General features: G+C 43.8%; 19 protein-coding genes. 4 read left to right on the forward strand and 15 right to left on the reverse strand.

All coding sequences use genetic code 11. The features are described from left to right. Nucleotides 1-367 precede the first annotated feature (367 nt). Nucleotides 368-1,882 (forward strand): calcium-binding protein, encoded by a 1,515-nt coding sequence (locus AACU32_RS35240; RefSeq protein WP_339378552.1) that lies wholly within the window; start codon nucleotides 368-370, stop codon nucleotides 1,880-1,882. A gap of 212 nt (nucleotides 1,883-2,094) precedes the next feature. Here the strand turns inward: AACU32_RS35240 and AACU32_RS35245 are convergent, their stop codons facing one another. The 10 genes from AACU32_RS35245 to AACU32_RS35290 form a co-directional block, all read right to left on the reverse strand. Further along, nucleotides 2,095-2,355 carry a hypothetical protein gene (locus AACU32_RS35245; protein WP_096606902.1) on the reverse strand — a complete coding sequence of 87 codons (261 nt, stop codon included), beginning with the start codon at nucleotides 2,353-2,355 and terminating at the stop codon, nucleotides 2,095-2,097. After that, nucleotides 2,348-2,563: a hypothetical protein gene (locus AACU32_RS35250; RefSeq protein WP_096606903.1), complete on the reverse strand. Its 216-nt coding sequence runs from the start codon at nucleotides 2,561-2,563 to the stop codon at nucleotides 2,348-2,350. The genes AACU32_RS35245 and AACU32_RS35250 overlap by 8 nt, the downstream gene beginning before the upstream one ends. Before the next feature lie 568 nt (nucleotides 2,564-3,131). Beyond that, nucleotides 3,132-4,835, reverse strand: a complete 1,704-nt coding sequence (locus tag AACU32_RS35255; RefSeq protein ID WP_096606904.1) for a DUF1565 domain-containing protein — start codon at nucleotides 4,833-4,835, stop codon at nucleotides 3,132-3,134. Between the two features lie 377 nt (nucleotides 4,836-5,212). Then, nucleotides 5,213-5,407, reverse strand: a complete 195-nt coding sequence (locus AACU32_RS35260) for a hypothetical protein (protein ID WP_096606905.1) — start codon at nucleotides 5,405-5,407, stop codon at nucleotides 5,213-5,215. 86 nt (nucleotides 5,408-5,493) lie between these two features. Further along, nucleotides 5,494-6,147, reverse strand: a complete 654-nt coding sequence (locus AACU32_RS35265; RefSeq protein WP_096608322.1) for a low-complexity tail membrane protein — start codon at nucleotides 6,145-6,147, stop codon at nucleotides 5,494-5,496. Between the two features lie 119 nt (nucleotides 6,148-6,266). Beyond that, a complete protein-coding gene (gene infB / locus AACU32_RS35270) occupies nucleotides 6,267-9,404 on the reverse strand; it encodes a translation initiation factor IF-2 (RefSeq protein ID WP_096606906.1) in 3,138 nt (1,045 codons plus the stop codon). 408 nt (nucleotides 9,405-9,812) lie between these two features. Continuing rightward, a complete protein-coding gene (locus AACU32_RS35275; protein WP_096606907.1) occupies nucleotides 9,813-10,106 on the reverse strand; it encodes a YlxR family protein in 294 nt (97 codons plus the stop codon). 147 nt (nucleotides 10,107-10,253) lie between these two features. Then, a complete protein-coding gene (gene nusA / locus AACU32_RS35280; protein ID WP_096606908.1) occupies nucleotides 10,254-11,558 on the reverse strand; it encodes a transcription termination factor NusA in 1,305 nt (434 codons plus the stop codon). Nucleotides 11,559-11,742: 184 nt separating this feature from the next. Next, the gene (rimP, locus tag AACU32_RS35285; protein WP_096606909.1) at nucleotides 11,743-12,207 is read right to left on the reverse strand and encodes a ribosome maturation factor RimP; all 465 of its coding nucleotides are present in this window, start codon (nucleotides 12,205-12,207) and stop codon (nucleotides 11,743-11,745) included. Between the two features lie 244 nt (nucleotides 12,208-12,451). Further along, the gene (locus tag AACU32_RS35290; protein WP_339378553.1) at nucleotides 12,452-13,894 is read right to left on the reverse strand and encodes a hypothetical protein; all 1,443 of its coding nucleotides are present in this window, start codon (nucleotides 13,892-13,894) and stop codon (nucleotides 12,452-12,454) included. A gap of 261 nt (nucleotides 13,895-14,155) precedes the next feature. On the opposite strand from AACU32_RS35290, the gene AACU32_RS35295 reads away from it, so the two are divergent. Beyond that, nucleotides 14,156-14,842 carry a peptidoglycan-binding domain-containing protein gene (locus AACU32_RS35295; RefSeq protein ID WP_096606910.1) on the forward strand — a complete coding sequence of 229 codons (687 nt, stop codon included), beginning with the start codon at nucleotides 14,156-14,158 and terminating at the stop codon, nucleotides 14,840-14,842. 188 nt (nucleotides 14,843-15,030) lie between these two features. On the opposite strand, the gene AACU32_RS35300 is transcribed toward AACU32_RS35295, so the two are convergent. After that, a complete protein-coding gene (locus tag AACU32_RS35300) occupies nucleotides 15,031-15,924 on the reverse strand; it encodes an SDH family Clp fold serine proteinase (RefSeq protein WP_096606911.1) in 894 nt (297 codons plus the stop codon). Between the two features lie 393 nt (nucleotides 15,925-16,317). On the opposite strand from AACU32_RS35300, the gene AACU32_RS35305 reads away from it, so the two are divergent. Further along, complete coding sequence (locus tag AACU32_RS35305; RefSeq protein WP_096606912.1) at nucleotides 16,318-16,785, forward strand: hypothetical protein; 468 nt, start codon at nucleotides 16,318-16,320, stop codon at nucleotides 16,783-16,785. A 782-nt stretch (nucleotides 16,786-17,567) separates the two neighbouring features. Here the strand turns inward: AACU32_RS35305 and AACU32_RS35310 are convergent. Both AACU32_RS35310 and AACU32_RS35315 read right to left on the reverse strand, forming a co-directional pair. Next, nucleotides 17,568-17,807, reverse strand: coding sequence for a hypothetical protein (locus AACU32_RS35310; protein ID WP_096606913.1), 240 nt, complete (start codon nucleotides 17,805-17,807; stop codon nucleotides 17,568-17,570). 134 nt (nucleotides 17,808-17,941) lie between these two features. Next, nucleotides 17,942-19,555 (reverse strand): serine/threonine-protein kinase, encoded by a 1,614-nt coding sequence (locus tag AACU32_RS35315; RefSeq protein ID WP_096606914.1) that lies wholly within the window; start codon nucleotides 19,553-19,555, stop codon nucleotides 17,942-17,944. A 593-nt stretch (nucleotides 19,556-20,148) separates the two neighbouring features. Here AACU32_RS35315 and AACU32_RS35320 point away from each other — a divergent pair. Next, entirely contained in the window at nucleotides 20,149-20,373 is a 225-nt protein-coding gene (locus AACU32_RS35320; RefSeq protein WP_096606915.1) for a hypothetical protein, read from the forward strand. Here the strand turns inward: AACU32_RS35320 and AACU32_RS35325 are convergent. Both AACU32_RS35325 and radA read right to left on the reverse strand, forming a co-directional pair. Beyond that, nucleotides 20,370-21,077, reverse strand: a complete 708-nt coding sequence (locus AACU32_RS35325) for a Uma2 family endonuclease (RefSeq protein ID WP_096606916.1) — start codon at nucleotides 21,075-21,077, stop codon at nucleotides 20,370-20,372. The genes AACU32_RS35320 and AACU32_RS35325 overlap by 4 nt on opposite strands. Nucleotides 21,078-21,247: 170 nt before the next feature. Next, on the reverse strand, nucleotides 21,248-22,789 hold the full coding sequence (gene radA / locus AACU32_RS35330; protein ID WP_096606917.1) for a DNA repair protein RadA: 1,542 nt from the start codon (nucleotides 22,787-22,789) through the stop codon (nucleotides 21,248-21,250). Nucleotides 22,790-22,824 lie beyond the last annotated feature (35 nt).

Consider the following 22,824-nt stretch of genomic DNA (forward strand, 5'->3'; position numbering starts at 1 on the left):
TTGGAGGTAATACACATACTATTTGAATTCCGAATAGAGTAAAAACACTGAAAGAGTGAAAAGCGACTGATAAACCAGAGGTAGCAAGCTTTTTAGCCCAGTTACCTAACAAAAGATTATCTGGCTGTTACATCACAAAACTAGAAGATTTGACTAGAGTATGGGATTGTTCGCAAAGCGATCGCCATTTCATTGTCAATAAGCCTGTGAATCAGACCGGATATTTTCGGAAAATAGATTAAAAGCTTGTAGTTAAAGCTTTTAGCGGTAGTTTCACTCCGTCAGGCTTTTCAGTTATACACCTCGTTTCCTCATCAGGAGGTGACGAGTTAGTTTCTTTAGCCTTTAATTTCAGGAGATGCTGATTATGGCAATTATTAACGGTAGCAATTTTAATGACAACAACACCGTCAACGGTGTTCCATTGATATTTCGCTCTGCCCTGAATGGTATCTTTGATCCTTTAGCTGGTATCGATAGGCCTGATATCATCAACGGATTCAACGGTAACGACATTCTGAATGCTCTTGGCACTAACGACACGCTCAATGGCGGCGCAGACAACGACACTCTCAACGGTAACGGGGGTAACGATGTCCTCAACGGCGGCGCGGGCAAAGATAGCGTCAACGGCGGAGTCGGCAACGATAGAGTCATTGATGACGACTTTATCAACTTCGATGTCCACAATGGTGGAGTTGGTATCGACACAATTGATTATTCTAGTGTCACCTTCCTCTCCCCAGTCACCATCAATTTAGCAACAGGCTTAACTTCAGTCAGTGGTGGTAATACGGAAACTATCACCAGCTTCGAGAATGTCGAAGGTAGCCAAGGCGCTGAGACAATTATTGGCTCCACCTTGAATAACGTCCTCAACGGTAATGGCGGCAACGATACAATTAATGGCGGCGCTGGGGATGATATCATTAACGGCGGCTTAGGCAAGGATAGCCTGATTGGTGGCTTAGGCAAAGATTCAATTAACGGCGGCTTAGGCGACGATACAATTAACGCTGGTAGCGGAACTGACTCAACAAAAGGCGATAGTGGCAACGATCGCGTCATTGATGATGATGGTGTCAACTTCGATGTCCACAATGGTGGAGTTGGTATCGACACGATTGATTATTCCGGTGTCACCTTTGGTTCTACAGTCACCATCAACTTATCAACAGGCTTAACTTCAATCAGTGGCGGAAATACAGAAACTATCATCGACTTCGAGAATGTTGAAGGTAGCCAAGGCGGTGAGACAATTATTGGCTCTACCTTGAATAACGTCCTCAACGGTAATGGCGGTAACGATACAATTAATGGTGGTGCTGGAAGCGATACAATTAACGGCGGCTTAGGTAACGATAGCCTCTTGGGTGGATTAGGCAACGATATAATTGATGGCGGCTCTGACAACGATACAATTGATGGCGGCTCCGGGGATGATAAAATCAACGGCAGTGGCGGCAATGATAGCCTGATTGGTGGATTAAGCAACGATACAATTAATGGCGGCTCTGGTAACGATACAATTAACGGCGGTAGTGGGAAGGATAATCTGACTGGTGGAATAGGTAATGATGTTTTCGTGTTCAACTCAGTTTCCGACAGTCAACCTGGTTTGTCACACGATGTGATTACGGACTTTAATGGCAACGGTTTCTTATTAGGCGATCGCATCGATTTATCTAACATCGACGCTAACCCCTTCCTAGCCGGCAATCAAGCATTTGTTTTCATTGGCGCTGCTGCATTCACAGGAATTGGTCAGGTTCGTTATGCAGGTGGTTTACTCCAAGCTAACGTTTTCAATAACTTGAATCCTGAGTTGGAAATTCAGCTTGCAGGCGCACCAGCATTAGTGGCAAGCGACATTATTCTTTAATTAAGAGAATCGAATAGTACAGGGAGAGGTAAGCTAAGTTTACCTCTTCTTCTTTTTCTTTGATACTGAAGTTGAGGCAGCGTTACAAGTCAGGAATTAAGTCAACAAACCGCGATCGCATCGCTGTCTATAAACAAAATTAGTTATGCGATCGCATTTCTGCCAATAAAAAATCAGGTGGTGATACCAATCCGCTTTCTAAAACGTAACTCTCAAAATTGGAATTTGGGATTGGGAATCGGAGATAGGAATTTCTGAATTTCTAAATTACGGTTCTGAATGCAAATTGGTACGATCTTCACTCCTGACATTAATTCTTTTGGAATTTCCATCTTAATTCCCGCAACAGCATCGGAATAAAAAATATGAGATTCAGAAGTCTCATTTGAATAAACCCAATCCCCTAGTATTTCATCACCAACTGAAGTGATTTTGTATAACCTACCTGACAATAAAACAATTTCATTAAGCATTATTGATAATTCTTGTATCAATAAAATTTTCAGCTTCCTCCAACGCAGTATCGTACCCGGTAAATATTTTTCCTATATGTCTAAGAGGTTGTCCATTTTTACCCCAACAAAAAGTCCAGTGGATATCTCCGGTAATTTCATCTTGTTGATCCTGCTGAATTTGGATTGAATATCCTCTATATTCAAATATTTCAAGTCGGCTTTTCATTTGCGAAACGTTAGGAAAATTTCTAGAATAAAGAAATTTATCATTGCGAAATATATAAAGTCAATTTTTTTTGAGAGTTTTTATATTTTATTTATAAATAAAGAATAGCTAAATTTGAGCAAGAAAGTAATTATTGGGTTAAGTTTGCATCAAAGTAGATGTGATCGTGCCTTGTCTGTTGCGTTGTCAGGCGCGATCGCGCTTAATCTGCCCAATCCCCCGACCCAATAGGCGCGATCGCATAATAGAGAGGCAAGAGAGTGGCTTTCAAAAGTATTGAGTTGGCGCTGCTGTGACAACTATAGGTAAGAAATTCAGGGCAGAATTTTCTTCTTTCGGAGTATTGTTACTATCTGCTGTATTCAGGCGATCGCCATTCTAAAATTTCATCCTCAAACTCGACAATTCTGGGAATCAAATTTCAGATTGTGGCTTTTGGGCTGTTGGCAATCAGCTGATACCGTTTCACTTTAATTATGATCCAAACACGTTGGTAGGGGCACGGCAATGCCGTGCCCTAGGCGAAATTTACAAGTTCAGGTTTTTAGTGAAATGTTATAACTGCTACTTACGGAACCTGGACTACATAAGCTGATGGAATTGCTGGCGCACGTCCAGCATTAACTAGTGCTTGGTAGACAAAAGCTGCAACTTCAGCCCTAGTTGCATCCCGATTAGGATTGAGTTGCTTAACTGTGGGATAGTTAATTACTAATTGCTTTGCCGTCGCCGCTGCAACTTGATTCAGGGCATAATTGGGAATCTGAGCTGCATCAGTGTAAAAGGTGAGAACATTTTGATTGTCCGCAGTTAAATTTAAACCACTAGCTAAAGCAACTAAAGCCTGCACTCTGGGAATTTGTTGCTGTGGTTTAAATGTACCATCAGGATAGCCAGAGACAAATTGACTTTGGTAAGCAGATTTAATCGCAGCGTAAGCCCAAAAATTGCTTTTGACATCCTTAAATTCAATGCCTGGGCGTTTTACAGGCGGTGCAAAAGCTTTGGTAATAATAGCAGCGAATTGAGCGCGGGTTACAGGATCATTCGGTTTAAAACTGCCATCAGGAAAGCCAGCAATAATTTGTTGGGAGGCTAAAGCTTCAATATAGACTTTTGCCCAGTAACCTGTTGGTACATCAATAAAGGCAGTAGCACCACCAACGTTAGCAGCAACAAACTCTACTGAACCATTAATGCGCTTTTGATCGATATCATTGCCAATAGCGAGAATCTTATTGGTTTTAGTGGCATTGTACACATCATAACGAGTGTTATTACGTATGAGATTACCACCAGGATTTTCATTGGTACCCAAGTCTGGTAGGGCATCAATAGTAGCTATCACCCCATCTCGCTTATTGTTCTGAATGATATTCTTCCGGAGGATGGGCTTAGCAGTTTCGGAGATATACAAACCGTCTTGGTTTTGAATAATTTGGTTTTCTACAACTAAAGGAGTGGAAGCACCACCGATCGCAATCCCAAAACCAGTATCCTGAAATAAGTTATTCCGAATTTCGCCTTGGGCAGATTTAGTCACGGAAACCCCATTACCCGTGTTCTGCACAAAGATATTGCCTTCGATTTTCGGATTTCCTGTACCTGTGACAAAAACTCCGTCTCTGACACTTTTAGTAAAGGTGTTATTTGTAATCAACGGATTGGTGGATTCTACCCACACACCTGTACCCCGTGTATTTGGGTTCGTGATACTAACACCTGCGATCGTTGTCCCGTTATCACCAAGAATAGTAATATCCTGTCTGGCAAATGTTTTACTGGTGTAAAAGCCTCCACCTGTAATCTGTATTGCCTGTCCTTTGCTTGCTTCATCACCTCGCAGCGTTACTCCTGATTTCAACAAGAGTGGGAAAATCTCTCCACTTTGCTGATCGTAAGTTCCCGGAGCGAGTTGAATGACTGTACCCGCTTGGGCTTGCTTCAGGGCAAAGGTAATAGTTTTGTAAGGCGCAGCGGCTGTTGCACCAGCACCAGTAGTATCTGCACCAGTGGCTGGGTTAACGTAAATTACAGTTGCAGTGCTGGGAACTTGGGCTGTCAGAGTTGGCGCGTAGGCGTAGCCCGTCGTAGACATCGCTTCCTGGCGGATGGGATCGGCATTTACCACACCAGGTAATAGTGTTAAACCAGTGGAAACAATTAACGCAGTAGTTAGTCCGGCTCGCAATGGTAGATTATATGTGAGACTACTGCCAAAAACACAGCGAAGATATTTGGCTCTTAAAATGTCAAAACCCCGATATTTCATTTTTTAGGTCTGTGAAGTGCTGAATTACGTGAACTTAAACAAGGTTGCTGGTAGCAGCTTATCTACCTGCCAAACCCATGCAAAACTATACCGGATCATCAGCGAATGATCAGCTAAATTATGAAATACGTAAATAAAAAACTGTGTTTATTTTGTTAATAAATATTACACTCTCAGAATAAATACCCCAAATGTGGTATTCAAAGCCAATAGGGTGCGTTCAACTTCTTGAACACACCCTATTGATGAGATATTTTTTAATTGGCAGTCCCTAGGAAATAATTTTAAATTCTTCAGTATTTGAAGTGGAAGTTGAAGGAGAGTGGCTACCGTCAACTTGATTATTTGCTAGCCAACTGAGAATATGGGATGGATTTTTAGTAAGCTAGTGTTTCTAAAGTTTCCCGTAAATACCGCTGTACTTGTTGTTCTAAACGCAGCCCTTGTAATTGTACATTACGTTCTAGTTGCCAGCGTTGAAAGCCAGAACTAGCGGCGATCGCATATTTAAGGCTGTGCCAAATTTCACTATCATTAGTAAATTGGCCGCTAGAAGTTGGAATTTGAGCCATAGTTTCTCATTCCTTGGTTTTAATTTCAAAATTAATAGCAGTTCTCATTTCGAGGTTACCGCCCACAGGAGATTGTCAAAATCTACCTAATGTTCATCGGGGTTTTGCTCTTTGGGCTGCTGGGTATTCTGACTAAGACCTAACAGAGATTGAAATAACTGCGGCACTATTTGATTAACCCGCACCCCTACGATTGTGAAATCCTGCTGAATCTTTTCTAAAGGTAATGGTTTTATGGCTGCAAATTCTGTGTCATTTGTCACCAAAATTCTGGCTACACTCACGGGAATTTGCAAAAACAGATTGCTGGCGAAAAACGCTAGAGCCGCCAGCAGTAATCCCACAATCCGCCATTGGGGTAGAAAACTGGCAATGTTTGCTACCAGTGGAGTAATTTGGTGTAGCTGCCACAGCACCCCTACTAACAATATTGCGGCCAAAACGGTCAGCACGCGATTTAAATTTGTATTAATTAAACAAAGAATCTTTCGTTGCTGCTCAGTCAGATTTTCTGGCTTGAGTGCAACTCCCAAAATAGCAAATATGTAAAAAGGACGACGGAATTGCATCCACAAAAGTGGCACAACTCCAATGGCGGCTACTAAAAATAGTTCCATCCATACAGGTAAGAGTGGCTCACCTATGGATAGGAACAACAAACACAAAAATAAAAAAATCGGCAACGTCGCCAATCCGGCGACGTGAATCCACAAAATAGGTTCAGAGCGAAATGAGGACATAGTTAAATTCATGCCTTCTGAGTTATAAGTACTGAGTTGTAAGTTTTAAGTTGCGAGTTTTGAGGATGAACTCAAAACTCAGAGCTTTGACTGATAACTCAGCACTAATAGACTCAGCACTACTTTGTCATTGTCAGAGTGCGACGCTTGGTAACCATTTGATAGGCTTCGATGATGTCACCTTCAGCCCAATCATGGAATTTATCAATGTTAATACCGCATTCATAACCGGCATTGACTTCGCGGGCATCTTCTTTCATCCGTTTGAGGGAATCGAGAACGCCTTCATAAATCACCTTACCGCCACGACGTACCCGCACTTTGCAGTTGCGGACTAGTTTGCCTGATTGGACATAACAACCGGCAACCGCACCACGACCGACTGGGAAGACGGCACGGACTTCGGTTTGACCTAATGGTTCTTCCACCAATTCTGGTTCCAACAGACCTTCCAAGGCTCCTTGAATATCTTCCAGGAGTTTGTAGATGATGTTGTATTCCCTAACATCTACACCCGCTTCATCGGCGGCTTGTCTGGCTCCACTGGCGTAGGTGGTGTTAAAGCCAATAATCACGGCGTTACTAGCAGCAGCTAAGTCGATATCTGTCTCGGTGATTTCCCCAGCGGTAGCTAACAGCATCCGGATTTGGACTTCGTTTTGCGGGATTTGTCTGAGCGATCCCACAATAGCTTCCACTGAACCTTGCACGTCTCCTTTGAGGATCAAGTTGAGTTCTTTCAACTCGCCTTCTTGTGCTTGAGCCGATAGAGTTGTGAGGGTAACGCGTCCCTGTAATAGTCGGGATTGACGTTGTTTGTCGGCGCGATCGCTAGCCAAGGCGCGTGCTTCTTTTTCGTTCTCGAAGACCTCGAATTCATCGCCTGCTGCTGGGACATCGCTTAAACCCAAGACTTCCACCGCAAAGGATGGACTAGCAACATCGACTCTTCTGCCTCTGTCATCGACCATTGCCCGCACTTTACCAAATGCCGAGCCTGCTACCAACATATCGCCTACATGAAGCGTACCATTTTGAATTAACAAGGTAGCAACTGCTCCCTTGGCTTTATCCAAATGAGCTTCAATCACAGTTCCTTTGGCAACACGATCTGGGTTAGCAGATAGTTCGCCGACTTCTGCTACCAAGAGAATCATTTCTAGGAGTGTATCCAGGTTTTCGCCTTTGATCGCACTCACGGGAACCATAATTGTTTCACCACCCCAGTCTTCTGCGGTCAGACCATAGTTGGTAAGTTCTTGTTTGACGCGCTCTGGTTGTGCCCCTTCTTTGTCTATTTTGTTAATTGCGACGACAATTGGCACTTCGGCGGCTTGAGCATGGCTAATTGCTTCAATGGTTTGCGGACGCACGCCATCATCAGCAGCGACTACCAAAACGGCAATGTCTGTCACCCTTGCTCCCCGTGCCCGCATGGCTGTGAAGGCTTCGTGACCGGGGGTATCAAGGAATACTATTTGATGTGGCTGTCCCTCATGTTCGATATCCACATGGTATGCACCAATGTGCTGAGTAATACCACCTGCTTCGCCTGCTGCCACTTTGGTTTTGCGAATCGAATCCAGCAGTGTAGTTTTGCCGTGGTCTACGTGACCCATAATTGTCACTACTGGTGGACGGCGATGGAGATTTTCCATGTCTGCCAAATCCAGCATTTCTGTGACTTTGCGGGCTTCTGCTTCTGGCTCGGCAGTTTCCACTTCTATTTCTAGCTCTTTTGCTACCAAAATAATTGTGGGAATATCGAGATTTTGGGTGATACTCACCGCCATGCCTTTCATGAACAGAATTTTCACAATTTCTGTATCAGCCACAGCCAAGAGGTCAGCGAGTTCTTGCACTGTCAGTGGACCTGTGACCACGACTTTTTCTGGACGTTCCCGCTTGGTTTCTACTTCATTATTTTGGCGGCGATTTTGGTCGCGGTCTCTAGAACTAGATTTTTTCCCTCTAGCTGTAGGTCCGGCAATTGCGATCGCTGGTTGCTGTGTGGGTCGAGCTGCTTTTGGTTTGGGAGGGCGGGCAATGGAAAGGCTGACCTGGACTGTAGCTGGTATTTCCAGCCCTTCTTCATCGAGTAAATCTTCATCCTCAAAATCATCATCGAGGACGGGCTTGACTCGCTTGCCTTTTACGCCAGATTTGCCTGGCTTTTCTTTGATTTCATCGATAATTTCTTCTTCCTGCCACTTCTTACCACCTTTAGCTGGTCTTGGTGGTGTGGGGCGTTTGAGGTCGAGAATATCGCCCGGGACTACCTCATCGATGACTGCTGCTGCTTTTCCTTGTCCACCAGGCATTGGTCTTGGTGGCGTAGCGATCGGCATTGCGGCTACGGCTTCACTGGGACGTACTGGTCTGCTGGGTCTTTGTGTATCCCCGAATGGTGCTGATGAACCAGGCGCTCGATTTCCTCTTTGCTCTGGTTTAACTGGACCTGGAGTAGAAGAACGAGGCTGTCTTTGTGGTTGTGATTGTGGAGTTTGGTCGGTTGTTGGCTTAGCAGCCTTGGGCTTAATCTGCTCCCGTTCGTCTTCGACACGCTTTTGGCGTTCGCGCTTGAGGATCGGTTTATCTGCTTGATTTAGCTGTTCTGGTGCTGGCGCTGCTTCTGCCACAGGTCTTGCTGGCGGGGCAGAAAGTTGGGGTTTTTGCGGTTTTTCTGGTTTCGGTCGGGATGGAATTGTTTTTTCCGGTTTTTCTGCCGCTATTTTTTCTGTGGGCTGTGGATTAGGCTTGGGAGCCGCATCTGTGACAGCTGGTTGCTGTGGGGTCTCAGATAAATTCCGGGGTACGGGTCGAGTTGGTGCCGTCGGCTGCATGGGTGAGACTGGTGTAGCGAAGGGCTTGGGAGGTGAAGGAGGATTGGCATCAGACGAAGCCATGTGGGCATTCGTCGCCACTGACGCCTCTGAGGCGTTGGAGGTAGGATTTCTCAATATTTTGGGTTTAAGAACTTCCAAAATTTGTTGTTTGTGAGGTTGGGCTGGTCGGTTTCTATTGCCAGTTTGTGACAGGGTTGCTGAATTACTGGTTATATTTTCTTTTTTAGGCATGCCATTCGTAGCTGCGAGTTTTTCCGCAGCTAACCGAATGCGTTCTGCCTCCGAATCTGAAATTGTGCTGCTATGGCTTTTGACCGCAATGTTGAGCTGGTCGCATATTGCTAATAGCTCTTTGTTATCCAAATTTAATTCCTTTGATAAGTCATAGATTCTAACTTTGCCGTTGTTCATGCACTCTTCCCCTTTAATTTACAGTTTTAGCGGATGGTTGCCTGGTTTGTGACATCTCCATCCTTTGACTACTGTTTTTTGGTTGCCGTTTAGATTTTGTCGGTGCCTCCAATCAGGAAAGAGAGATGTCTCGGGTTAATTTTGGCATCTCCACCACCAATGACGATGGGTGCCTAACCGCGCGGTAGCGCTACCAGTTTGCCATTTTGTAGTTTTTTGTTTTGCTGATTCTGAGTCTTCCACAACACAATCGAGTAAAACTTGTTGGGAGTATTGGTTTGCCTCTCAAAGATTGTATGCGAGGCTTTTATCAACTACATCCCTTTACTATTTTGACACTAACACCAGCAATCTAGAGAGGATGTGTTCCTAGCTTCGGTTCGGCTGTTGGCACAATTCCTCTAGGGATTACCGCCACAAATTTCCTAAACTAAAATTTGATGAATGGTTATTGCTTTTGGCTAGACGCTGCCACAATGTCTGATACAGTGTTTCTGGCACTGTTGCATGTAGCGATCGCCCTAGTCGATTTTTTTTTTGAGCCGCTTGTAGGCAGCTCGTTTGCGGGCAAATATAGGCAGAACGCCCCATGCCCTCATCTAATTGTACCGTTCTCGACTCAAAGACGCGGACAATCCGCCAAAACTCTTCTTTGAGTGCTACTCGGCGGCAACTTATACATCGCCGATAATTCGGTTTCATTGCTTCTATACTACCTCACTTCAGCTATCTGGCCCAGAAAATAGCGGTTGCCCATCTATTTTTACTTGTCCCAAGTTGCTAAATCTCAGGTAATTTTTCGTTAAGTTCCTGTAAAGAATTGTACTAAAAATGTCAGAGATCGCTGAACTACTCGTCATCGTTATTGTCAAAAGAGTCATCCTCTAATTCTAATTCTTCCTGATTTTCATCATCTTCTAATTCTGATAGATCATCTAAATCATCATCATCTTCTTCATCTTCTTCTTGTTCTGCTTGATATTTTGCACGAGCTGCAAGGAATTTGGCATCTTCTCCTGCATAGTCATATTTAGCTTTATCTTTGATGTCAATCTTCCAACCAGTCAAACGGGCTGCTAAACGGACATTTTGACCTTCTTTACCAATTGCCAAACTGAGTTGATCTTCAGCTACTAGTACATGTGTTTGCCGAGTTTCTGGGTCCATGAGGCGTACTTCGTCCACCCGTGCTGGACTCAGAGCATTAGCAATATAGGTCGCTGGGTCTGGAGACCAACGGATGACATCGATTTTTTCACCTCGTAATTCGTTGACTACTACTTGAATCCGTGATCCCCGCGCGCCAATACAAGCACCTACTGGATCGACATCGCGATCGAGAGTATCAACTGCAATTTTAGTCCGTGGACCTACGTAACGGGAAGGGGGATTGGCTTCTCGTGCTACAGCCACAATCCGCACCACTTCATCTTCGATTTCTGGAACTTCGTTAGCAAATAAATAAACTACCAAACCCGCATCAGCTCGCGACACCAATAACTGCGGTCCCCTTTGCTGTCCTTGAGAAACTTTTTTGAGATATACCTTAAAGGTGGCATTGGCTCGATAATTATCATTGGGCAATTGTTCGCGTTTTGGTAATTCCGCTTCTACTTCTGGTTGACCGAAGCCACTGCTCACAGCCAAAATTACCGATTGACGCTCAAACCGCAACACTCGTGCTTGTAAAACAGTGCTTTCCAAGTCTTGGAATTCTTCTTGCACCATTTGGCGTTGTTGATCCCGCAGTTTTTGTGCCAGTACCTGCTTGGTTTGCATCGCCGCCATCCGACCAAATTCTCCTTGGTCTGGGGTGACATCCAGCACTACAGAATCTCCCAATTGAGCTTCTTGTGCTACTTGTTGCACTTCATCTAAGGATATTTGATGATCGGAGTTACTAACTTCTTCTACAATAGTTTTGGTAGAAAGAACGCGGAAACCTTCTCCATCGATATCGAGTTCTACCTCAAAATTATCAAAGTAATCTTCGTCAAACTGTTTGCGTTCTAAATTTTGGGCACGACGGTAGCGTTCGTAACCTTTTAGCAAAGCTTCTCTAATTGCTGATTGCACTGCAAGTCGAGGTAAATTACGCTCACGACTGATACTTTCAATTAAGTCTTTTAATCCAGGTAAACTAACCATTGACATAAATAATCTCCTTTAAAAATTAGGGGTTAGGGGTTAGGGACTAGGGATTAGAGACTAGGAATTAGGGACTAGGGAAGCGATAGTAAAAACTACGCGTAAGAGACTAAGGATTAGAGAAAAGTTTTACTCTAGTCCCTAGTCTCTAGCCTCTAGCCTCTAGTCTCTAGCCCCTAGCCTCTAGTCCCTAGCTCCGGCGCTCATCCAGCTGTACCCTAGTAATTAGGGCGCGCTTAATTTCGACTACACGACCTTTTTGGTTTAAATAAACCGTTTGCTCATCCCGGCGAATCAACTGACCAGTCCACTCTTGCTGTCCGTCGTGGGGTGGAGAAGTGGAAACGATTACAGGAAATCCTTTGAAGGAGATAAACTCCCTGTCTGTCACCAGTTGTCGCGAAATACCGGGACTAGACACTTCCAAGACATAGGTATCTGGAATGATCTCCACCGCATCTAAGGAAGCTTCTAAAGCACGGCTCATGCGTTCGCAATCATTTAATCCAGTATCTTGCTGGGGATTGCGAATATCTACCCGTAAAATTGGTGGACGTTGGTTAGTATGAAAAACCACGCCAACGATTTCCAATCCCAGTTCTTGTGCCACTGGTGTCGCCAATTCAATAATTTGTGGGACTAAGGGATGAGTCATGCAAAAATCCAATAAAAAAAGTGGGCATCGACCCACTTCCTGCGATAGGGATATCTTCCAAGAAGTCTTGTGACGAACCTAAATAAGGTTCGACCTAATCTGAGTTTAGCGCATTTCTTTTGAAGGTAGTCAATAGTCAGTTGTCAGTTGTCAGTTGTCATTGGGCTTGTGGCGGGACAAGGGGCATTGGGCATTTATCTCCCTTGTCTCCCTTGTCTCCCTTGTCTCCCTTCCCTAATCTCCTTTACTTGTCCCTTGTGGTTAGCGCACTACTGTTCACTACTGGACCAAATGGAGTTTTTGTCCGTAATTGCCTGGTTTGCTCGACAATTTGGTCTATATCTTCTTGCGATAAACGCTGAACGTAGTTAAGTTTGACTTCTTCTAAAAAGTCATACAGCAAACTCTGAAGTTCTGTCAGTACTTGTTTTTTCTGCACTTCTGCACCTAGGGCTTGGCTGAAACGTTCTACTAGTTTGCTGGTGAGTTTTGCGCCTACGGGATCTTCGACTGCACTGACTATTGCTTTATATAGGTTAGTTGTGATTTGGGTTGCTAGTTGATCGCTGATCTGGGTTTGTGTCTGCCCTACTCCTGGAAGCATTTGCAAGTTACGATACATGGGTACTTGCTGGAAAACGGTGTTGATATTGTGGCGTAAAATGGCGGTAATCTCTGGTTGAATTTGCGGTAGTACTTGGTAAACGACGGTTTGTACTAAAAGTCCGGCGATCGCTTCTATTTCATTAACATTATTGATATCTATATATGGGCGCAGGTTCTCTTGTTGCTTTAACCAGCTGGTGAATTCACCTTGCTGAATTGATCCCTGAATCTGGTTAATTACCCTGACTACGACAATTTCTGTAATTTCTTCGGCAAAATTGGCAACAATTCCTTGATTAATTTGTCGCCATACTGGGCGTAAATTTAATACCCGCCCTTGATCGAGGCGAATAACGACGGGGATAACTCGCAACCATCGCCAAAATGGTAGCAATAATAATAGATCGTACCAACGCCACAATACAGCATCTAACCAGTTAAAACCAGGATGACTGCGTTTAATAAAAAAGCTACGTACTAGCAACTCGAAAGCAAATAAACCGATAAAGGGTAAGTCAATTAGCCAAAAATTATCAACTAAATCCCCATCTTCGCCAATGCGGCGGTAGTAGTTTGTGGAAATTAGAGGACGGATTTTCTGGTTAAAAAAATTAATCTCCTGATTCCAACCCTTTTGAGATAAATATGCTTGACTCCAAAAAGTTCTAAAAGCAAGTTTGGCTGATTCTTGACCGAGGCGATCGCGCATCCGGTTTTTGATTTTCTCTAATGTCCCACTCTTACCGACACCTGCAAAAGGATTACTGTCAACCATCTCAGTGCTGAGACGGCTGATTTCCTCTAGCTTTGTTTGTACCTGAGGCGATTGTAACCCTGTTTGGCTTACCTGTTCTTCTAATGCATCTACTGTTTTCAGATAATTATTTGTTTCTCGGTGGGGTTCAATTCCCTTAATTGGATCGTAAATTTGGGTAATTTGGGGTAATTTTCGCCAGTAAAAATCTCGCCACGGTACGTAACTTAAATTAAACAAAACTAAACACAAATTTACTGTGGCAGTGAGTGCCATCAATCTTTCAAAGTAAAGTTGCGATCGCTTTAAAGGTTTAAGATTTGTCATTTTTAAGTATTGAATTATACTCTAATCCTGTATAAATTTTTAACTTCTATAGTTTTAGGACTTTTTAGAGTTCAGCGCAACTGTTAAAAAATCTTTCTCTGGAAGGATGAAAAAATATTCATAATTTATTAAATAAATTAACCTATCAAAGTATTTTTAATCAAAAATCATTAATCATTGTCAAAACAGATGTTAAAGAAACTTAAAATGCATCTGTAAGCCTTTAGATTCTGCTGATTTAAACCAAAGGAGTTTTAATTTATGTGGTGTGGCTTTGGAAAATCAAGCGCTAGCATTGTTACTGCTTGCCTAATAACTGCAAGTGTGGTATCCTCAACTTCTTCTTTTGCTGTGGCTCAGCGTAGCTATACACCACAGCAATTTCGTGCTGTGCTTCATGGATTAGGTTATAAAATCACCGTAAACAATTCACCCTTGACGGATAAGGAAGCAATACAAGCAATCCGTGAATTTCAGAGGGGTTACAAATTAGGTGTAGATGGGATAGCAGGCCCAAAAACTCAAAATTGGGCTGCTGGTATCATTCAGATTTTGCAAGCAAATTTAAATGTAGTACTGAAGCCTAAAACTCCCCTACCCCGCGATCAATTTTATGGGCCTCAGACAGAAGCGGCGGTAAAGGAAGCTCAGAAAAAATTTCAGTTACAAGAAACAGGCATTGCTGATTTAGCATTTCGTCAAAAGCTGAATGCAGAGGCTAAGTCAGCCTTAGGTAAGCCGACAGCGACACCAACATCTAAACCATCGCCGACACCATCGCCGACACCAACATCTAAACCATCGCCGACATCATCGCCATCACCGTCGGCGACACCATCGGCGACACCATCAGCGACACCATCGGCGACACCAACAGCTACGCCGACAACTTCACCATCACCGACACCAACAGCTACGCCGACAAGTTCACCATCGCCGACACCTTAGGCGTTACCTGAAGTATGAAGTGTAAAGTATGAAGTATGAAATTAACCCGCCCATTCAGGGATGGAGAAAACCTGAACGGAAAAGCCCTTCTTTTCTATCCACAGGCGCGTAGCCATTACTTCATCCTTCATCCTTCATCCTTCATCCTAGCCTCCGGCAAGCCGCTCCGCGTCTACATCCTTTATGTTTTATCTTGTCTGAGTTGGTTCTTCTAAAGGTCTACCTTTAGGTGTAGGTAAAATTGGCCGACGGTCATCATAAGGCATGGGAATATACTGAACGCTGGGTCTGCCTCCTTGTGGTTGGGGATACAGATCCATGAGATCGTAAATAGAATGGGGCAATCCGACTGTTACGGGTAGCCCCATTTCTGTTGCTTCCTCTACGGTAATCGGGTAGTCGTGAGTGACACGTCCAGTTGTTAAGGCTTCGATAATTGGTTCAATATTTTCTGGGCTGACTTTTTGTTTGGGGATACTGTCTTTAAGCAAAGTCCGCACAAAGCGCTGTACCTGTTGAATGGCTTTAGCTGACAAGTCTGCCATGATTAAAGTTTGGTCATCAACTTCGCTGATGGGTTTATCTTGTACTACTTTCAGGATACTGGCTGCGGGGAAGTTACCTAATTGGGGATCAACAGGCCCTAAGACAGCATTTGCATCCATGACAATTTCATCAGCAGCTAGCGCCAGCATTGTACCGCCACTCATGGCATAGTGGGGGACAAACACGGTAACTTTTGACGGATGGCGAATTAATGCTCTAGCGATTTGTTCGGTAGCTAATACCAAACCACCAGGAGTGTGCAAAATTAAATCAATTGGAACCTCTGGGGGAGTGAGGCGAATTGCTCGCAGTATTTGTTCTGAGTCTTCGATGGTAATGTAGCGTGATATGGGTATGCCCAGTAAACTGAGAGACTCTTGACGGTGAATGAGCAAAATCACCCGGCTGTTACGTCCTCGCTCAAATTCTTGTAAAGCGCGCACACGGCGATATTCGATTTGACGCTTTTGCCAGATGGGTTGCACGGATGAGAGGAGGAGAAAAATCCAGAATAAATCGCCAATACCAAAGGCCATAGGATTGATTGTCTCAAAATAACGGAGCTCGTCATTAATTGTGACAATTTTCCGGCGATCGCAATTCTATCTGTAGGTCTATTAGCTTACCGGAAATTACAATCATTAATCTCAATCATCAGGATTCATACTTAATTGCCGCAAACGTTCTGGCAGTTTGAGCAATATCACACAACCAGATTGATAATTTTGCATTGCTTAAATCGTGTCGTAGATAGCAGGGCACGGTGTTGGCTGAGCGAAGTCGAAGCCAACGCCCCCAGGCTGGTAACTCTGGAATATCACTTAAATTAATAGTATAAAAATTTTTATCTAAATTGCTTATAAATAACTATAACTGCCTAAATATCTTGGGGAATACTGAAAATTAGTTCAATTTAAGGTGTATGAAAGATGGCAGATAGTAAAGTCAGTGCAAAACTTTCCGCAGCAGATAGAGAAGCTGTGATGGAAGCTATTAGTACTATTCGGCAAAAGTTACCGTTTTTGATTGATTTGTCAACGGAGGAACGTAAAGCTTTACCAAAGCTGGGGGATAAGAGTCGGGCGTTTGTGAGTAAGGCGTTGGAAATAGCTGCACAAAATCCTGATTTTTTACCGCGTTCTTTTGATGTGGATGAAATGCGGCGAGATATTGAATTATTTGAGGCTTTGTATCCGATTTTGCTGTCGTTGACACAATTGCAAGAACTGGTGGATGATACTTCTGTGGCTGTTGGCAGTGAAGCTTATGCGGCGGGTTTGCTGGTGTATAACTATGCCAAAGCCAGTGGTAAAGGCGCTGGTTTAGATTCAATGGTTGATGATTTAGGGCGAAGATTTGCCCGGAAAGCGAAAAAATTGCAACCGCAAACCTCGTAATTTTATGAAGTATAGCATTTATCGTTATTGGTGAGGGATAAGAACCCCACCCCCTCCCCGCTAGCGAGGCTGCGCTCTACACACAAGACTTTTAGAGTGGTTCCACAGGCTTTTGATCCCCCCAACCCCCCTTAAAAAGGGGGGCTAATAACACTCTATTACCCCCTTTTTAAGGGGGTCGCCGCAGGCGGGGGGATCTTAACTGAACTGTATTAGGCTATAAATCGGCGTTTGTAGATAAAAACATCAACTTTGAGCTTCTGAACTTGGGTGTTTCAGTTTTAAGTGAAAAACTCCGAGTCAGAAGCTTAAATTTTGCGGTTGTCAGTGAGAATGTTCTGGGTTGAAATGAGAACGTTTTGGGTTGAAGTGAGAATGTTCTCGTTTCCAGTGAAAATTTTTGTGTTTAGAACTAAACAGTTGCTCTTTAAAGGAATGATCATGACAAAACAACCATATCGGTAGGGGCACGGCATCCACAGACTTTCGGTAATAACGATAAAATATCGGTGCCGTGCCCCTACAAGCGGGATAATTTATTTGTTGATGTTCCCTAAAGAACCATACCTAGGGTAAGTTAAGCTAACGCCTGATATTTTTGTAGAGCAATACAGTTTATTTCAGCAACAACCCAAGGATATCAAAGCTAATTGAGCGATCGTCGCACCAAGGCTGATAATTAGCGAGGTATCACAAACAAAAAGATCCCCGACTTCTTCAAGAAGTCGGGGATCTGAGACTGATAATTAGTGCGTTTGCGGACAATTTCTTTAGTAGCATCATCAATTATTGTGTTGAGCTACTAGCATGGCATTGATGTAAGTAAAAATTCTATCTAGTTCGCCAATTTCTTCCAGTTCGATTACTTCTTCTGGAGTTAGTAAGTCAGCTTTTTTGCGTTCTAACAGTTCTTCCATCCGTGCTTGCAGTTCATCATTAAATTTAAACAGGTTAAATTTATCCAGCTTTTCTATTTTGATACTGCCAATCAAAGATGAAGGTCTAGCAATTACAGTTGTCATAGTTAGGGCGATATATTTTAGCGATATGTGCTTTTATTTTAGTATTTTGATAGGTTTTAACTAGTTAACCTTCGAGTAAAACTGCGATCGCACCTTAATTATCTGTTTACTGTGTTGACGCTGTTATTGTACAACTAGCTGCGTCGCCAAATTTTGATATTCCCGCTATGGTCTCCCGCAGCTAGCCCATTTCCATCGGGGGTAAAGGCGACAGACCAAACTCCGTCAAAATGAGTGAGGCTGTGAATTTCTTTACCTGTTGATATTTTCCACAGTTTGATAGTCTTATCATGACTACCAGTAGCGAGAATTTGCCCATCACTACTGATGGCTACGGAACTAACCCAGTTAGAATGACCAGTGAGGGTGCGAATTTCCTTTCCTGTTGTCACCGACCACAGTTTGATCGTCTTGTCTCCACCACTACTAGCGAGAATTTGACTATCACTACTGATGGCTACGGAAACAACCAACTCAGAATGACCAGTGAGGGTGCGAATTTCCTTTCCGGTTGTCACCGACCACAGTTTGATCGTCTTGTCTAGACTACCACTAGCGAGAATTTGCCCATCACTACTGATGGCTACGGAAACAACCGGGTCAGAATGACCAGTGAGGGTGCGAATTTCCTTTCCGGTTGTCACTGACCACAGTTTGATCGTGTTGTCTCTACTACCACTAGCGAGAATTTGCCCATCACTACTGATGGCTACGGAACTAACCCAGTCAGAATGACCAGTGAAGGTGCGGAGAAGTTCACCTGTAGTTGATGAAAACAAGTGAATAACTGAACGTGCCACACTTGCTAAAATATCTTCCTTGGGGCTAAGGGCGACTCTTCCAGAAATACCAGGGATGATGTGGGCGCATTCCCAAGATGGGAGTGTATTGGGACGAGATATTACTGGTTGTGTTGGCGGTATGGGATTCGCACCCAACAAATCCAACAACTCCTCCACCGACTGGGGACGAAACCTATAATTTAACGCCATCCCCTTCATAATTGCCTCATTTACCCTGTAGCTAACACTACCATTCAACTCCTTAGGCGCTTGTAGCGTAAAATTTTGCAGTCTAGCTGGTGCTGGCATGGGCAATTGTCCAGTCACTAAAGAATATAATGTAGCGGTTAAGGCGTAAACATCTATATATTCTCCTCGTTGTTCGATGGGTGCATATTGTTCTGGTGGCGCATAACCAGGGGTAAGACTTTCTGTATGTCGTTGAACTCCACCGGAAATAAATTGTCTCGCCAGCCCAAAGTCAATTAGCACTGCTTCTGGTTTACCCGCACGCATCATAATATTACTCGGCTTCAAATCCCGATGCAGCAAGCCTTTCTCGTGAACCAATATCAAAGCTTCGCCAATTTGCCGAATATATTGCAGTGCTTCGGCTTCAGGTAACGCCCCTTTGTTGGTGATTCGCTTCCCCAAATCTTCGCCTTCGATGTACTCCATCGCCATACATGGCAAATTCTCCTCATCAAAGACATTTTCTACCTGCACAATATGAGGATGGCGACACAAAGCCAGTCGCAAAGCTTCATCACGAAAGTCATGCCGTAATTTATCTTGATGTGGTATCCATTGGGGATGATTGAGGATTTGTTCTCTGAGGGTTTTGATAACTCGCAATTCACCGCGTCGATTTTTAGCGAGATAGGTAATCCCAATTCCACCTTCGCCCAATTTTCTCTCGATGATGTACCGCCTGCCAAATAACTCCTGCCCTGGATTCCACACCATTGCTCAAGACTGTAATTTTACTGATATTTTATTTTGACATACGCACTCACTCAGTCTCGTGGGTGGGAAGATTTAAGGTGCTGCTGATGGAGCCTACAATAGCAATATAGCGATCGCCATAAACGTGCTGGCTTTTGATGTAAATATTCTCTATTAGCTAATGGTAAAGGCGCTGGTTTAGATTCAATGGTTGATGATTTAGGGCGAAGATTTGCCCGCAAAGCGAAAAAATTGCAACCACAAACGTCGTAATTTGAGAAATTTACTCGACGTTTCTCGATAAAAGCATAAACTTTGAGCTTCTGAGCTTGGGTATTTCAGTTTCAAGTGAAAAACTCCTTCTCAGAAGCTTAAATTTTGCGGTTGTCAGTGAGAATGTTCTGGTTTCAAATGAGAACGGTTTCGTTTTAAGTGAAAATGTTCTAGTTTCAAACGAGAACGTTTTGGGTTGAAGTGAGAACGTTTTCGTTTCCAGTGAAAATTTTTGTGTTTAGAACTAAACAGTTGGTCTTTAAAGGAATTATCATTACATAATAACTATATCGTTAGGGGCACGGCATCCACAGAATTTTGGTAATAACGATAAAATATCGGTGCCGTGCCCCTACAAGCGGGATAATTTATTTGTTGGTGTTTTCCAAAGAGCAACACCTTTTGACGCTGTTATTCTACAACTAGCTGCGGTGCCAAATTTTGATATTTCCGCTATCATCTCCAGCAGTAAGCCAACGCCCATTGGGGCTAAACGCAAAAAAATTGCTAGATTTAGCAAATTATTAGCTAATCTAGCAACCTTAAATTATTTGCAAAAAGTCTAATCTTGCGGTTCAATTCCCGCCGCCCACAATTGTGCTGCTAGTCTTTCAGCACGTTGTCTTTCTCGTTCTGCTAACTCTGAACCCCACAATAGTAATTGTCCTTGTTCATCCCACCACCGCAACCAATTTCCTGCGCGGTTGTCACGAGTACCTTGCCATACACCTAAATAAAGATTTATTTCCCCTATCCAGTAAAGTTGGTTTTCATTTGGTTGTGTCAATATGTACTGTTCTGTTTTGTCTAAGCGATACATTTCAAAACTGCCGCTATCTGGTTCAAAGATGATGTAGTTTGGTACTTTGAGGATGCGCTCGTAAAAAAACCATTTTCCTGGGGGATAAGTGGGTTTGATGGAATATTCTCCGCCCTCGGTATCAGAAATAAATTCCATCACGATTACAGGAATGTCTCCCTGTAGCTGAGGGGTATAGCTACGTGTTACTTCTTCTCTACTAACATTAATTTTGGGGATGAAAGCCCAATCAGGAGCTTTAATCACCATTCTGTTATTTAGAGTGGCACAAATGCCGTAATTGGTAGTTGTCAGGGCGTTAGCTGCTATTTTGCCGGCTAATTGTAGGCTTTCTGTGAGTGCAGCAGCTAAGGCTGGTTGGTTGATGTTGTCCACGGGATCGTCTGGGAGTCGGTAATCGTCGGGTAGTTTTTCCCAAGTGATTTGGTAGTTTTGGGTGAGGGCTGTCATGGTGGGTTTTCGTTTGGCGTTGTGTCAAAGTTGGAAAGAACCTCACCCCCCTACCCCCCTCTCCGCAAGCAGAGAGGGGGGAGTAATTTTCCAACCTTTGCTGTTGTGGTAACAGGTTTGGTGTGGGGGATTTAGCCCCTCCTCGCTGGCGGTCTGGGGTTGGGGTGGGGTTACTCGTCTTCATCGGGTATAAAATCGTCTTCTGTGAGTTCTTGATGGGGGATGGCGGCAATAATTGCATCTATTACCTTGGAAACTGGTAAAATCTCGATATTAAGATCGGGGAATTTTGTTCCTTTGGGGACGATCGCTCTTTTGAATCCGAGTTTGGCTGCTTCTTTTAACCGCAGTTCCATCTGGGAAACCGATCGCACTTGTCCCCCTAACCCGACTTCACCAATTAAAACTGTACCTGGATCGACTATGCGATCGCGGAAACTAGCAACAATGGCGATCGCAATTCCTAAATCTACGGCTGGTTCTTCCACGTTCAAACCCCCCGCAGAAGCGACGTAGGAATCTAACTTTGACATGGGAATGCCTACCCGTTTTTCTAACACCGCTAAAATTTGCACGAGGCGGTTATAGTCTATACCTGTAGCTGCGCGTCGTGGTGAGGGGTAGCTGGTGGGGCTGACTAAAGCTTGCAATTCAACAACGATGGGGCGAGTTCCTTCGCAAGCCACAACAATCGCTGTACCGGGGGCTGGATCGTCACGATTACCTAAAAATAGCTCGGAAGGGTTGGGAACTTCACGCAATCCATGAGATACCATCTCAAAGATACCGATTTCGTGAGTTGCACCGAAGCGATTTTTGACTGTTCGTAATAAGCGATGGGAAGCAAAGCGATCGCCTTCAAAATACAATACTGTATCTACTAAGTGTTCTAAAACTTTTGGCCCCGCGATCGCACCTTCTTTCGTTACGTGTCCGACAATTAACATTGTCACGTCTTCGTGCTTTGCCACTTTCATCAGTGCGGCTGTGCATTCTCTAACTTGCGCTACGGAACCAGGTGCAGATGTCAGTGCCGGAAAGAACACTGTTTGGATACTATCAATTACGGCCACATTTGGTTTGAGGGAGTCTATTTCTCGGAGAATTTCTTCTAAATCGGTTTCTGGCAATATATATAAATCTGCACCTATACTGTCAGGATCTATACTTTTAGGTTCTAGTGAAACATCTGTAACTTCTGCTACAACTGTATTTTCATCACCTACAACATTGACGCTTTTGGATACTCCTAAGCGCGAAGCCCTTAATTTTACTTGTTGACCTGATTCTTCGCCAGTTACGTAGAGGATGCGGTATCTCTGCGCCAATTGATTGGATACTTGAAGCAGTAAAGTTGATTTACCAATTCCGGGATCGCCACCAATCAGCACCATTGAACCAGGGACAACCCCACCACCCAACACCCGATCTAATTCCCCATAGCCAGATTCCCAACGAGCAATTTGGCGATCGGTAATTTGGTCAAATGTTAGAGATGCACGCGGTTTAGCTGGTTTAGCATGAGATTTCCCATTAGTTGGCGCTGATTGCCAACCACTCACTCCCCCTCGCCCAGGAATATCCATTGATGACTGGATAGAAACCTGCTCGTCAAGGGAGTTGTAGGTGCCGCAAGCAGGACACTTACCAAACCACTGGGATGATTCTGCTCCACAAGCGCTACAAACGTAAAAGGTTTTGGACTTTGCCATTCTTAAATCTTATTAAATAATCTTAATTTTTCCTT

The sequence above is a fragment of the Calothrix sp. NIES-2100 genome (genome assembly GCF_963875285.1).
Lineage (GTDB): Bacteria > Cyanobacteriota > Cyanobacteriia > Cyanobacteriales > Nostocaceae > Aulosira.